The sequence below is a fragment of the Pandoraea pneumonica genome (genome assembly GCF_902459645.1).
Lineage (GTDB): Bacteria > Pseudomonadota > Gammaproteobacteria > Burkholderiales > Burkholderiaceae > Pandoraea > Pandoraea pneumonica.
On record NZ_CABPSK010000001.1, the window covers coordinates 229,133 to 242,011 of the forward strand.

Annotated in this window: 15 protein-coding genes; 6 read left to right on the forward strand and 9 right to left on the reverse strand. The window is 56.4% G+C overall.

Annotated features, from left to right (window positions below; genetic code table 11):
• The first annotated feature begins 353 nt into the window (after positions 1-353).
• Positions 354-2,006 carry a hypothetical protein gene (locus tag PPN31114_RS01010; protein ID WP_150677648.1) on the forward strand — a complete coding sequence of 551 codons (1,653 nt, stop codon included), beginning with the start codon at positions 354-356 and terminating at the stop codon, positions 2,004-2,006.
• 546 nt (positions 2,007-2,552) lie between these two features.
• On the opposite strand, the gene PPN31114_RS01015 is transcribed toward PPN31114_RS01010, so the two are convergent.
• The 3 genes from PPN31114_RS01015 to PPN31114_RS01030 form a co-directional block, all read right to left on the reverse strand.
• A complete protein-coding gene (locus PPN31114_RS01015) occupies positions 2,553-3,788 on the reverse strand; it encodes an HNH endonuclease (protein ID WP_150677649.1) in 1,236 nt (411 codons plus the stop codon).
• 1,516 nt (positions 3,789-5,304) lie between these two features.
• Positions 5,305-5,715 (reverse strand): GIY-YIG nuclease family protein, encoded by a 411-nt coding sequence (locus tag PPN31114_RS01025; RefSeq protein WP_150677651.1) that lies wholly within the window; start codon positions 5,713-5,715, stop codon positions 5,305-5,307.
• A complete protein-coding gene (locus PPN31114_RS01030; protein WP_150677652.1) occupies positions 5,693-6,907 on the reverse strand; it encodes a site-specific integrase in 1,215 nt (404 codons plus the stop codon). The genes PPN31114_RS01025 and PPN31114_RS01030 overlap by 23 nt, the downstream gene beginning before the upstream one ends.
• 399 nt (positions 6,908-7,306) lie before the next feature.
• Between PPN31114_RS01030 and PPN31114_RS01035 the strand changes: the two genes are divergently transcribed.
• The 4 genes from PPN31114_RS01035 to PPN31114_RS01050 all read left to right on the forward strand — a co-directional run bounded on the left by PPN31114_RS01035 (position 7,307) and on the right by PPN31114_RS01050 (position 9,188).
• Complete coding sequence (locus PPN31114_RS01035) at positions 7,307-7,696, forward strand: hypothetical protein (RefSeq protein ID WP_150677653.1); 390 nt, start codon at positions 7,307-7,309, stop codon at positions 7,694-7,696.
• Between the two features lie 19 nt (positions 7,697-7,715).
• A complete protein-coding gene (locus PPN31114_RS01040) occupies positions 7,716-7,949 on the forward strand; it encodes a hypothetical protein (RefSeq protein WP_150677654.1) in 234 nt (77 codons plus the stop codon).
• Positions 7,950-8,065: 116 nt separating this feature from the next.
• On the forward strand, positions 8,066-8,260 hold the full coding sequence (locus PPN31114_RS01045) for a hypothetical protein (RefSeq protein ID WP_150677655.1): 195 nt from the start codon (positions 8,066-8,068) through the stop codon (positions 8,258-8,260).
• Between the two features lie 505 nt (positions 8,261-8,765).
• On the forward strand, positions 8,766-9,188 hold the full coding sequence (locus PPN31114_RS01050) for a hypothetical protein (RefSeq protein WP_150677656.1): 423 nt from the start codon (positions 8,766-8,768) through the stop codon (positions 9,186-9,188).
• 4 nt (positions 9,189-9,192) lie between these two features.
• On the opposite strand, the gene PPN31114_RS01055 is transcribed toward PPN31114_RS01050, so the two are convergent.
• Genes PPN31114_RS01055 through PPN31114_RS01065 form a run of 3 tightly spaced genes read right to left on the reverse strand, consistent with a single transcriptional unit; the run spans position 9,193 to position 10,362 of the window.
• Positions 9,193-9,444: a hypothetical protein gene (locus tag PPN31114_RS01055; RefSeq protein ID WP_150677657.1), complete on the reverse strand. Its 252-nt coding sequence runs from the start codon at positions 9,442-9,444 to the stop codon at positions 9,193-9,195.
• Positions 9,441-9,698, reverse strand: coding sequence for a helix-turn-helix domain-containing protein (locus PPN31114_RS01060; RefSeq protein WP_150677658.1), 258 nt, complete (start codon positions 9,696-9,698; stop codon positions 9,441-9,443). Before PPN31114_RS01060 ends, PPN31114_RS01055 begins: the two co-directional genes overlap by 4 nt.
• Positions 9,691-10,362, reverse strand: coding sequence for a hypothetical protein (locus PPN31114_RS01065; protein ID WP_150677659.1), 672 nt, complete (start codon positions 10,360-10,362; stop codon positions 9,691-9,693). The genes PPN31114_RS01060 and PPN31114_RS01065 overlap by 8 nt, the downstream gene beginning before the upstream one ends.
• Before the next feature lie 231 nt (positions 10,363-10,593).
• Between PPN31114_RS01065 and PPN31114_RS01070 the strand changes: the two genes are divergently transcribed.
• Positions 10,594-10,956 (forward strand): hypothetical protein, encoded by a 363-nt coding sequence (locus PPN31114_RS01070; protein ID WP_150677660.1) that lies wholly within the window; start codon positions 10,594-10,596, stop codon positions 10,954-10,956.
• Here the strand turns inward: PPN31114_RS01070 and PPN31114_RS01075 are convergent.
• From PPN31114_RS01075 to PPN31114_RS01085, 3 genes are read right to left on the reverse strand one after another with little or no spacing between them, the layout of a single operon-like run.
• Positions 10,946-11,539 carry a hypothetical protein gene (locus PPN31114_RS01075; RefSeq protein ID WP_174987537.1) on the reverse strand — a complete coding sequence of 198 codons (594 nt, stop codon included), beginning with the start codon at positions 11,537-11,539 and terminating at the stop codon, positions 10,946-10,948. The genes PPN31114_RS01070 and PPN31114_RS01075 overlap by 11 nt on opposite strands.
• A gap of 2 nt (positions 11,540-11,541) precedes the next feature.
• Positions 11,542-12,435 (reverse strand): ParB/RepB/Spo0J family partition protein, encoded by an 894-nt coding sequence (locus PPN31114_RS01080; protein WP_150677661.1) that lies wholly within the window; start codon positions 12,433-12,435, stop codon positions 11,542-11,544.
• A complete protein-coding gene (locus tag PPN31114_RS01085) occupies positions 12,432-12,785 on the reverse strand; it encodes a hypothetical protein (RefSeq protein WP_150677662.1) in 354 nt (117 codons plus the stop codon). Before PPN31114_RS01085 ends, PPN31114_RS01080 begins: the two co-directional genes overlap by 4 nt.
• Between the last annotated feature and the right edge of the window lie 94 nt (positions 12,786-12,879).

Consider the following 12,879-nt stretch of genomic DNA (forward strand, 5'->3'; position numbering starts at 1 on the left):
GGTTGATATCGATGCAGCATAGGTCCTAACATTGTTGTCAAGTGCCATGATTCATGGCAGAAATTCTGTCTACGAGGCGACTCCGATAATATCAAAGTGCTCTCCGACTCGACAGCAGCATCTCATCTCTTGCGTTGTGCTGTAGCTGCGGGAGTTGCGTTGGATTTGCTCTTGAGTTAGATTCGCTTCTGCGTCGCAGAACGTCGGCGCGCTGCCCACCCCTTGGGGCTTTCCGGCCGCAGTCAAGCTTTCGCATCGTTCCAAATCCAATCTTCAAAATATCTGAACCCGGTCTCCGGGCGTCAGAGAATTCGGGTGGGCGTCTCTGACGGAACTCTAAGGAGTGACGGAACGTGGACACATCCGATTTTCATTTTCTCGACGCCAAGCACAAGGTAGAGCGGCAGGCTCGACGTCTTCAAAAGCATCTAAACGTGCGTCTTCGTGTCGCGCGTGCCGTGCTGGCTGAGGGGCCGTACCAATGTAAGAGTTGGGAAAGCCTTCTCGCGCGACTCGCTTGTCCAACAACACATATCAGAATGTTGGCATCACTACCTGGTGACAACAGGGCCGAGCACTATTTGTCTGCAAATTTGGACGGCATTGCCCGGTCCATTGCCCAGCAAATAATGCCTAACACCAATCTTGCCGGCCTTTACGACATTGTGAGGAAAATGTTCCTCGCGAATTGTGCCCCGACAACGCTTGAGCATGTCGCGCCGTCACTCCCCCCACTTGCGTGGGAGCCTGCGAATCTTGGTCCCGATGCCTACGCGGTGATGTATGCAAATGCGAACGTGAACGGCAATGCATTCCGAGTAGTCGCTACGCGAACTTACCTGCCAGATTATCTCGACTTCGGCGCCGAAGTGGACCACCCGGAATTAGCCTATCCGGTTGGGAAGTTCAAAATTGTCTGGACTAACCCCGACGCGTGGCTGGATGCGGCACGAACTTATCTTTTTGCCCCCAAAGATGAGTGGGATGTCGATCTGGCTCTCCCGGAAGAAATTCTCGACGAACATATGGCCGCTCATGAGCGGTGGTTCACGAAAGCCCTGGCGACAATGCCTTACCGGGGCGAGTACAGTGAAGAACTCAACGAGCGTCCCATTCCATACTTTTACAGGGGGGACGCATACTTGCTCTTTGGCCTCCCCACGGTCGGGGGGGTGAACCGGAAGGCACCTAACCTCGAAGTAGAAATTTCGGCATCGGATGCCAACGGGGGCAAGCTGTTTTCCGTGGAAGGTGTGCCAATGTTGCTCGAATGGAGTAAAGCGCAAGCCGAATTGGGCGATGACATCGGAGAGCATCGATTGGCAAACACGTTTGTTGATGCAATCGCCTCGGACTCAATCAGTATGTGCTTTGATGTGGGGCGCACGGACGTTGGTCCCTCAATCCTCATGCGACCGGCATGCGGTACCGATATCCGCCTTGCCTTGAAGCTTGAGCTGATGCCAACTGCGGGAGAGGAGGCCTTCGTACTTCGGAGTGATTCCCCGGAACTTGCTGAGATACTCGTCGCGAAGATTGCTGCGCGGCAAATACTGGTCGATAGAACGGTTGCCGCTTGTCCCCGTTATGCCGTTGCGTTGAGGCTTCCGAGAAATGTAAGGGGACTTCTTCAAGTCGGTCTGGAAGTTCGGATGAATAAGGCTGAAGGTGTACGTTCGAATCTCATTCCGACAACATACATCGAGGTGATCGATGACGATTGGGCGATGGTCTACTTCCCTCTGGGCATCACTCTTCTGGCGTTACTCGAGGCACTCGGCAAGTGGGCGCTAATAGATGCTGTCGTTGACGGCAGGGTCATCCGGCGACCAATTGGTTTTGAGGCTAGCCTAGCGAATGAACCAGCTTGGACGAAAAACCTTCTAGACTCAGGCCTGAATTTCGACGCAATGTTTTGCGGAGGCAGGAAGATCCCTTTGGGTCGTACCGCCTACGAGTTGCTCCGAACGGCAAGAGTCACTAAGTACGCACGCGACTTCTACTGAACTGAGGGGAGATCATGCCCGAGCGTAAAGTCGCCAAAAATCAACAACGTTACGATGTCCTTGAGAGTGCCTACTGCTCGTTTACGGACGACAGGGAGAGGCGTAGAGCATTGATCTCGAGAGACATTCGCCTGGTTCTGATGCGTGCGCTTTCGATTTCGGCCTTATGTGTCGCATCCTTCTACGGCAAATCCCATTTTCCGTTCTAGGGCGTATCGCAGTGAGATGCCCGCTGGGGTTGGCGCTCCGGCGGCCATCGAGCTGCCAAAGGACGTGGCAATGCATCTAGCGCCGGTCGAACAAACGAGCCCATATCATTTCATTCAGGAGCGGGCAGCCTGACAACGTGACTGTGCGGTGAGTAATCGAAATTCATTGGCCGGTAGGGCGTTCGTTGTGCCAAGACGATTCGCCAAGCCGAACATCCAGTACCCGTTTCGTGGGTGCCTCGGTAAGCATCCGCTCTATACCTAGGGCAGATGCGGCAGAGTTTCCGCTAGCGGATGTTTGTTGGTTTGCCACGCGGTAGAACTCTTGATTGTTATGTCATCGCCTTTGCCGCCGATGGCGTTCCAAATACATCGAGTAATGCTTGTCGAGCGCGTCCGCAGCAGGTGCATCTTTGAAGCGCTCCGGCACAACCGCAAGTGACTTTCCATCGTACTTCTCATAGTCGGTCCCTCGGAGTTGTGGCGCGACATGGACGATACTTCGTGAGTCGATGGACAACAGATGGAGGTCAAACAGTGTATGAATGTCTGCTCTGAGCAGAAGTCCATTATGCACGTTGTAGTCCGTCAGACGCGAGTGTGGAACGATATGCGCCGCTTCCAGCAGTTCTTCAATCCGTGAACCGGTGACTGCACATCGCGTCCGATACGCGGTCAATAGGGCGCGCCGGAATTTAACCTGACCACGGCGTGTCTTGATGGCGCGATTCTGGACTTCGTCGTAGGTGCTATCTTCGTCGTCGGCTTGCTCAACGGTATTGTCTTCGAGCGTCTTTTCAATTCCACGTACGAGCACGCACTCTCCGTTGGAGAAGTCGTAAGAGTGCACATACCACTCCTGGCCATCCAGATAGCGCTTTTCAACCTTAGCTGCTTGTTCAGCCCGGTCTTCGCCCTCGGGCCGCCTTCCCGCCCCAACGATCACTCGCACCGGAAGTCGCCGCTCAAAAGACTCTCGGATAGCAACGTCCAGTGCTTTTCCACGTTGAGCTTGTGTCTTCGCTCGGTTGCGCACGTTTTTTTCTATCGCAAGGTCGGTGGCGATTCTGGTCCGCTGATCGCTCTCGGCGCGAGCGTTCCGGTCAAAATAGATCCAACCGTCTTCGTTGACCTTGAATTCGCTATGCCACAGACAAAGAACGAAGCCTTCGGTCACGGACCCGAAGCACCACTCGTAGCAAAAATTTGGATTCGACTTGAAGTCTTCATTCCAGCCGTCAATCGATACCCCCGCGTCTCGGAGAAGATCGTAAAGTGTGCCTTTCGATAACGGCTTGAGGCTCTCAAGTGACTCTGTAGGAGGAGCATCCGCGCGTCTAAACGTGACGAGTCGGTTGACTTGGTCAAGCCTCACCTGCCTCCAGCCGTATTCCATCCAAAATTGACCTGGGTGACCATCCTTAGTCCTTGAATTTGCCCAGAATGGCTTGAACCGATCAGCCGTTGGTGGCAATTCGTTGCCGATAATTTTCTCTATATCGGAAAACGAGAGTGTTACTTCACTGTTGGATTGTGCAGCCAAGTGAGCTGCAAGAGGCTGATATTTTCTCATTAGGTGCCTAGGCTTTATCGCGAGCCCGTGAAAATATAAGCGATTAAGTCAATGGTTCTGCCGGAAAGAATGATTTTAGGCAGTTCGCAGTTAACGTTGCAGCACATGACTAGTCGCTTTGGCTGAAGTTTCCGCTGGGCACTTCAAGCCACATGCAACAATTAGCCGTCTGATGCGAAAGACATATCGGGTCGCTATAGGTACTACGGGCGGGTTCGTTATGGGCGAGGCCCTGTTGAGGGGCCGGCCAAATCTGTTTCGGATACGTTCAGTTTGGCTAGTGTGCGTCGTCGTGGCGCGTATTCAGCCCGTATATGTCCATCTGTGCGGCAGCACTCCCGTCATTGAACAGAGGAGGCATCTTCGCCTCATGTACTGGCGTTGAACGTTGAGCGTCGTCGTCCAATCTCGTCACTGACCGACGCGACTCCACACGACCAAGGAGCACGAATACAAACATCGGAGCCAGAAAGACCACGATAAGTGCCATCAGCACTCGCCAGAGTACGGGATGGTCGAGCAGTTCGCGGGCGAACACGAGAAAGACAGTGAACAGGGCAGCCCCTACCAGCACGGATGCCCCCACAAGCATCTTAGCAGTGATTCGCATAATGACTCTGGATAACTATTTATCTATTTATGGCCGCGATTTGCGGCATTCCTTCAAATCCATTATATGGGCGATGTCCGAGCAACGGATAAACTATTACTCCGGGGTTTGGGCGCGTTCTATTGCGGAGTCGCCATTGCAGTCTACGTTTCGTCCCCAAATGCGGCTCCAGCTCGATACTCCGCGGAAACGTCACGTATCGACAGAACCGCATTGATATCGCACCATCTGGACCACGTATATGACGCGTCTCCATCCTCACTCGATGGACCCTCAAGTCGGTAAACGCGACCAGACCGCGTCCTACCTTCGCCTCGCGCAGCATCGAACTCTTGGATGGCCGAGCTCACGCGCCCGGCCATCCCCTCGATTGCCCATCCAACAAAGTGTCGTGTGAGGTCACTGGCCTCAAAGACACGCCAACGAACGAGATGGGTGACTGGCTCCGTGTCGACGGAGCGTGTTTTCCACATGGGCATGATGACCTCCTGCGAAACGCGTGAAAGCACACTCGTAGGCTAGGTCAGTTTCCCTCAGATGAAAGCGAGATTTTCGTGTTGCGTCGCCGCGCTGGGCTCTGCGCGCGAGAAAATGCGAGTGGCGTGCCTATACTGCTGCGAGAGCGACAAAATCCGGGGCGAGAAAACAGGGCTTTGCTCCGTCGCGAAAATTTGCGTTTGTGAATCAAGGTGTTGCCGAAAATAGTTGCGCCACCTCATGGGTGCGATTCACGGATTTGCGCCAACTTGTGGGTGCGCTTCGGGGTGGTGGGAGATGTGCGAAGTGCGGAAAGTGAGGGCATTAGGGTACGAGTCCGCCAACTCATGGGTCCGAAACGCGCCAACTTATGGGTAACTCGACATACGTTTTGATGCTGGCGAAAATCTAGCCGGTTTTTGCCCGTTTTTATTCGAAAATGCCATGAACCGTGCCAGCATTTTCTAATACTCGTTTTTCCAAAAATCGCTTTAGTCTGCGTTCGATCCTGGCGTGTCCGATCGAACCTATCAGATGTCGCAGCATTGCGTCGTCGTCAGGCTGAAGCTCCCCTTTAGTGCGCTCATGATTTAGTTCGGGTCGGAAGATCCGAATGCACGCTTCCTCATATGCTTGAAGATGTAGCAGGTCGGTTGGCACGAACATCACGTCATCGAACTCTTTGACATTGATGTGTTGGCCGAGTCGTTGGTAGATGTCTTCTGTCTTTCCTACGTACCTTATCCGCTCGCGCAACAGTAGGAAGTAAATTCCTCGCCGGTTTCGCAAAATCGGGATGTGCTTTAGCCCTGCGTCTTCAAGAAACTTTTTTTCTTGCATCTTCAATAGCTTGTTGTGAGTGGTTTCCGAACTTCTTCACGGCCTTATTCCCCGCTTCCACGTCCGCTGCCGGCATCCACCGTCCGTATACTCGCGCGATCATCGTCCAGTCCGCGTGCCCCATCTGCTTTGCAACCCACATCGGGTGTTCGCCCGCCGAAAGCATCATCGAAGCATAGGTGTGCCGGGTCTGATACGGATTGCGGTAGCGTACGCCAGCCCTTTTGAGAGCGGATTGCCAAATGCGCCAGATCTGATTGGCGCCGGTAAAGCGCGCTCCCGACCGATCCTTAAAAATTGCGCCGTCTTCTTCGGACAGGAAGGTCAGTGCCTTTTGCGCATGAAGGGCGGCGCTCGCTGGCTCAAGCAACCGGATGTCGCGCCGACCCGCCGCAGTCTTCGGGAATTCGGCGACGCCTTTCGCCTCGCGCGTCATCGCGCGACGTACGCGGACGTATCCTCCAACGAAATCGATGTCCGACCAGTTGAGAGCGATGAACTCCGAGGTGCGCATCCCGGTCCAGAGCGCAAACTGGATCAGATTTCGATTCCCTCCCGTCAGTTTATCGAGAATAGCGGCTTGCTCTTGAGGGGAAAGCGGATCGATCTCGTCTTCTTCGATTTCCTTCGGCCGTTCAGCGCGTGCGTAGGTATAACCTGCGAGTGGATTCGCCTCGATTAATTCGTCTCCTGACGCGTCGCCGAGCGCCGATCGCATGCAGCTTTGGATATTCGCCAGTCGCTTGTTGGAAGCCTTGCGCTCGCGGTCGTGGTCGATTCCGGCGAGCCAGTCTCTGATAGTCGCGCGCCGGAGATCCGAAAGGGGCAGCTTACCGAATTTCGGGATAACCCAATTGCTCACGATGTTTCGGTATCCCGTGAATGTTGATGCCTTGATCTCCATCTTCTTCCGGTCTAGCCACTTCTCGAAATACGATTCAACGGTTAGGACGTCACCAGGGCGTTCTGCAAATTTTGCTGCATGCTTTGAGTCCGGGAACGACTTCACATAGTCAAACTCGCCTTTCTCTATTGCGTGCAGAATCGCGGCCCGGAACTGCGTTATCTTGCGAGTGTTGGCAGGACAGGGCTTCGCTTTGATCCGCTCGCGGCACCGCCGCCCTTGGTAATGGAAGGTGATTTCATAGCTGGAGTCTGAAACGATGTCGACTCCTGTCCTCTTTCTAGCCATCGTTCATACCCCTCCATGTCCATTATGATTTTCTTAGTGCCGGGCTCGTACTTCCAGACCGAACCTTCCGGCCAGATGCCCTTGCACTTGCGGGTATAGACGGCTGCCGGGGTAAATCCGGTCAGCTCGCAGAATTTTGCGATAGTCACAAAACGTACCATCGGGACCTCGCTCTATTGATCGCCCGCGCGTGGCGCTCGGCGGTGAGTATTGCGGAGTTTGGCTTCCATTTTTCAGATCTCATTCTGTCGCGGTGTGCTTCTACCGTTCCTCCGTTCGCACGAAGGTGGTCGTGCTACGATTCCCGGAACCGATTCTTGATGTTCTCGAAGAGAGCGGATGCAGGTTGACGAGTGATGACGTAGCCCTTGATACGTTTATCCAGTGGAGGAGGTCGCTATGCCGGACACGCTTCTCGCAGTGGAACTGTTTGAAGACGGTGACCAGACCGGGGTGCGCTACCGGAATGGGGACCCGGACAAACCCGTCGCGATCGAGACGTTCGATCGGTTGATCGCCGTTCTAGGGGACTGCCGTGCAGCAATCGAGCCTCCAATAACAGCGGACCCTCCGCCGCCACATCTGAAAATGACGGCTGCATACGATCCCAGATGGCAGGTTGGGCCTGATCCTATGGGTGGTGGTGCTGTTCTCAAAATTCGTCATCCCGGCTTTGGTTGGCTCGCATTTGCGATTCCACTGCCAGAGGTCGAGAACTTCTGTACGGGCCTAGCGAAGATCGCTCAGGCAATGGCAATGGAAGCCCAAGACCACGGGCCAGCCAACTGACAGAGGGCAGGGGGAAGCCATGGTCCAATTGCACGAGACGTACAGAGGCTGTGAGATCGACATCGAGATCGGCGAGCGCACCATGCTTTGGGACATCACCATCACTGTGACGCCGCTTGATGGTGTCGAGCTCATTGAGCCGATCGGAAGTCGAAAGCTGAAACTTCCCAAGACTGAAGAGCTCGACTTAATCGAGCGAGAGCTGATGCACGAAGTTCGGCTCGCGATCGACCGGGACCTCGTTGACCCTTGAACCCGAGGGCTTTTCCCAAATCGTGGCGACAAACACTTCTTTCTCACATGCCCATTGGTAGAGTTTCTTTCCGTGGCGTTGCCCACTGATCTAACTGTCATAAAATGGGCATCCTCATGGATATCACCGATCAATACGAAGATCTGCTTTCGCGGGTTGAGCGCGCGTGCGCGGACGTCGAAGCTGCAATCAGGCAGTTCGGCGCAGGCCCCGACCGATTGCGCAACGCAACCGCTCACCGTAATGCTGTTCAGATTGAACTGGTGGAATTCATCCGGCGACTCGGGGCGGCGCAATCCGATCAAGGCTAATACTCGACTCATACGCAGGATCTCTTTCAGTGCTTCGGCCGTGGTCGGGTGGGTGGTCATGCTGGTTTCCACCTCCTGCGTCCGGGAGGGGGGGCACATAGGCGCGGCTTTGTCGACTACGATTTCCATAACGCTCATCACGCGCGCTCATGGAGAAACTTGAAATGAACCAAAAAACAAACAGTGGTACTGCCCACGTTTTGAAACTTACGCACGGCAGATACCAGGGTTACGTTCGGATCAGCCGTCCCGACTTTGGGGGGCAATCGACTATGCGTGGGTGCGGAGGCCCCCACTGTTCACATGTGGCCGCATTGGCTTGCGCGGTGGCGGCGCTTGTCAGACTGGGCATTCGTGCATCTCCAATGTGAGCTTCAGTACCGCGGGCTCGTGCATTGCACATTGACGCCTTCGGCTATCAGCATGGGCATGGTGTCGCGGCAGTCGCCCAGAATGATCTCGTTCTGTCTCATGCTAGGATTCCTCGAAACTTCGTGGAGAGGCCATGGAACGTGACAATCTTGGAGGAATGTCCGACGTCGCAAAGGAAGTTGCCGAGCACAAGCGAATGATGTGGAGGCAGGCGGATGCGCTGCTTATCGAAGCGTCGAAAGCCTGCATGCTGCTCAATGCTGGTGGAGTAGTCGCCATGCTGGGCTTCGAGCAAGCGCTACTAGGAAAGGATGCGCATTTGTTCGCCGCCTTTAAGTGGTTTGGTCTAGGTGCCGGAGCGCTTTTTCTGATTGGCGCGATGTTGACGGTATTCGCACACCAGGCGCGAGCCAGAAGTCGGATTGGAGTATTCGCGGGGGATGGTCCCCGTTCTATTGCGAATGGAAAGTACGCCGATCGTCTGATGCTTTCCTCTGCGATAGCGTTCGTGCTTGCTTCGGTAATCGCCGGAATCGGAATCGGTCGACTGGGTTGATACATCATCGTTTCCGCTCCTCCGCTGCCTGAGAGGCGGCGATGCCTTCCTTCGTCAGGAACCAACACAGCGCGGCCCAGCGGCTGTTATCTGAGCGCGTGCTACCAGCCAGCCCCCGACGTTCCAGCGAGTGCATAGCTGACACGACGGCGACGTTGTTGCTGCCGATCAGGTAGGCGAGAGACGCCGTAGAAATGGCGCCGAAACTATTCTTCGTGTTGAGCTTGCGGGCGCACCGAAGTTGGAATTCAGTCACGCATCCCCCTTCGCCTGATTGGCGGCAATGGCGGCTCGGCCTTCGGCGGTCAGGTGCCAGTACAAGGCTGCCCATCGGCTGTTCTCCGGCCAATACACGCCGCGCACCAATCCCTTTCGCTCGAGCGAACGCATCGCTGATGTGATCGCCACATTAGACGTCGCCAGTCGGCCTGCAAGGCGCGCCGTTGATGTCGTACCGGGCCCGTCATTTTGCACAAGAGATTTCATGCAGCGGTTTTGAAAATCAGTCACGCTTCACCCCCTGTGAGGCAATAATGGCGGCGTCGACGGCGGTGTCTAGATTGTCGTCATCGGATTCATCTTCGATGCGTGCCGACGTATAGAACGTAAGCTTCCAGATCGTTCCGTCTTCTTCATCAAGGCGTGGTTCTGCATACCAATCGTTCTGGTCCCGTAGCCACCGGTACCGCTGCGCATCCCGCTTGTCCTCCCTGCCATCCGCAGACAGCGCGGCGCGGGCTTGCCAGCCGTTCCATGCGCGTTCTTCATACGGCGCTTGATACTGCCCCCGTGTCTCGCCCCAGCCGGGGAATTCAATGCGCTTAAAGAGCCACACTGTAGACGGATACGTTTTGCGCATTTCTTGCTCAAACGCCTCCCGCTCATCCCCGCCTGCCTTTGCAGGAGACGTGAGGACGGGACTGGCGTACACGTCGAAATGACGGCCCATGCGCCAAGCGTCGTCGAGGGGCTCGAACTCGATATGCCCCTCGTCGATATGCACGCGGCCAACGGGCTGGCGTTCCATCGTGGCGATCGGCGACGAGGGATCGAGGACAGATTCCGCAGCGGCCCGGAACTGCTCGACGTTCGCAAAGAAGATGCTGCCGTCGGAAAGGACGTGTGCGCCTGCTGCCTTGATCGCGGCAAGCATCGCGGTTGTGAGTTCAGACATCTGTGTCTCCTGTGTCGAGAGGGCAATGACGGCCAGTCGCTCGCGGCTCGTTGTCGCGGATCTGCGGGCACTGGTCGTGGAAGCACTCGCCGTCGCGGGAAGCTGCGCAGTGCCGCAGAGATTTGAGCGTCTCCACCACTGAAGGCGGAGCCGGATCGGTATTCAGCCCTTCAGGGCGGGGGTTTTGGTAGTGGCTCATGTTAGGATTTCGCGAAACAACAGGAGACGGTAATGGCGATCACCATGCGCAACACCAAGTTCATCGATTGCGGGACGGGTATAAGCGCACCTGCCGATGCAGACCTGGATCTGGATCAAGTTGAGTTCAGTCGAGTGCAGACGGCACTGATGATTCGCCCCGGCGAGAAGTCAGAGGCCTTAATGGAATTGTTGGGGAAGCTTCCACCGGGACTTCAAGTCGATGACGTAATTGCCTTATTGACGCAGTTGCGTGACGACGGAGTGGACGGAAAGACGGCTGACGCAGGCGAGGTTATCGGGAAGAAGGTGTCTTTGTGGGCAGCGGCCAAGGATATTGCCCCTGAGGTAACGGCTTACCTAATCAAAACGGCGATCGAATATTTCAAGCTCTGATCGGTATTGCGTCTGATGCCGAGCGCGGTTCGATGTACCGCCGCGGGGCCTCGACGTACTCGCGCCAAGCCACCCATCCGTGGGGCGTATGAAAGCCCCAGTTGCGCTGCCACGGCCCCATGACGAATAGGGACCATGCCTCACCGCCGTCTGGGATTTCTAGGCGGTGGCGATCGGTTGCCCGTCGGAAGACAATCGATCCTGGACCGCGCCAGACGCGGCGATAGCCCTGCACCGTCGCTGCGTAGGAGCCTGAGCGGAAAGTCCTCTCGGGGCGGCTATCGAATCTTGGCAACTGATCCTGATCGGTCGGGATGACTTCCCAGTATCCACCGCGCAGGACAATCGAGACGTTCCACCATGGGTGATCGTGAAGATCGCGGCCCGCATCGCTTCGAATGGTCCGGTGAACGCGGGCGCCCCAACTGGTATCGCGTCGACCGTCCTCGGCGGCGCTGGCGTCGTGGCCTCGCGGCTTCTTGACCCACCAGCGCTGCATGTAGCCTTTCAGGTCAAAGTAGGGCGTTCGCTGGGCACGGGCGATGATTGCACTCGCGACGAACTTTGGTATCCAGATACGCATGATCAGGCTCCCGGGGCGGCGCTGATGTCGGAGTGCGCGGTGAGCAGTTCGCGCAACGCCTTCGCGCTCACGGAAACCTGAAAGTCAGTTTCGCTCTTCGTGATCGCGATGCGTTCAGCCTCGGGCAGCGTCGAGACGAAGGAGCCAACGCGCTCGACATATGTGTTGACGACCTTGCGCGGGTAAGACTTCCCCTTGATCGACCCGGCCGTGACCTTCTTTTTACCGCTTGCCGAAGCCTTCTCCAGTTCACCGGACAGGAACGTCCCGGCCGCCTCGCCGTGTTGTCGCACGGCGTCGGCGGCGACCGATGCCGAAGTTTTGCCTGCGAACACGAGGCGGTGAACGTCCGTGTTCGCGCCAGCCAACACGAGCATCTTTCCGACCCATTGGGGTGATACCTGGTCGCTCTCGGCGATTCTGGTGTTGTCCCAGCCAAACCGGCTCAGGCGCTGATAACCGAATGCCTTTTCGAGCGGGTGAAGCGGGCGGTTCTTGTTGCTCGACAAGATTCGAAGGGTTCGGTCGGCGTCGTTCCCGTCGAACGCGTCGATCCGAATCATCAACTCGCCGTCCCGATCCCGGAGGGGCGCGCCCGCAGCGTCGGCGCGACCGATGGTTACATGACGACGATGACCGTCGACGAGCCAGACGCCGCCCTCGGCGCGGGGCCGGACCTCAAGTGCGGGATATTGGCCGCCCGCCATGATGTGCTGAAACAGGCTTTCGTCGTCCGCCTTGGCCTGTTCGAGTGCCTCGCCTTCGAGAAGGTCGAGCGAGGCGCGCAGATTGAAGCCGGGTTCGATGTGGATATCGGCGTAGCGGATCTTCATTGCGTCCGCGCGGCGAATTTCCTTGTCGTTGATCTTCTGTTTGAAGGACGGTACGGTGGTCATTTCAATCCTCGTTCGCGGTCGACGGCGGTACGGATGTGTTCTCGGAATCCCTTGGAAGGGTGTCCGCCGTATGGGTAGAGAGCTTCGATGTGACGCCAGCGCGCGGCGTCCTCTTCGATGTCGTCACGGCGCTGGGCATCGGTCTTGATGTAGAAGGCGAGGGCAGCGAGCAGGACGTGAGAGTGAGTTTCCAGCGCCTCGGCTAGTGCATGCCGCGCTTCAATCTCTTCGTGATACCTGGCGGACCCGACGAGTGCGGGCCGGGGTGATCGGCCACGCTGCTTATTCACGAGCGGCCGGAGTGCTTCCCAAGCCCGCAGTGCTGCTGCCCTGTTCGGGGTATTGCTCATACGCCGTGCTTCCATCTCACATAGAGGCAGGCGACGAGAAGAACGCCCCAGATGGTCCATGCCGCCGCAGGATGGCGACGGATCCACCGATCGG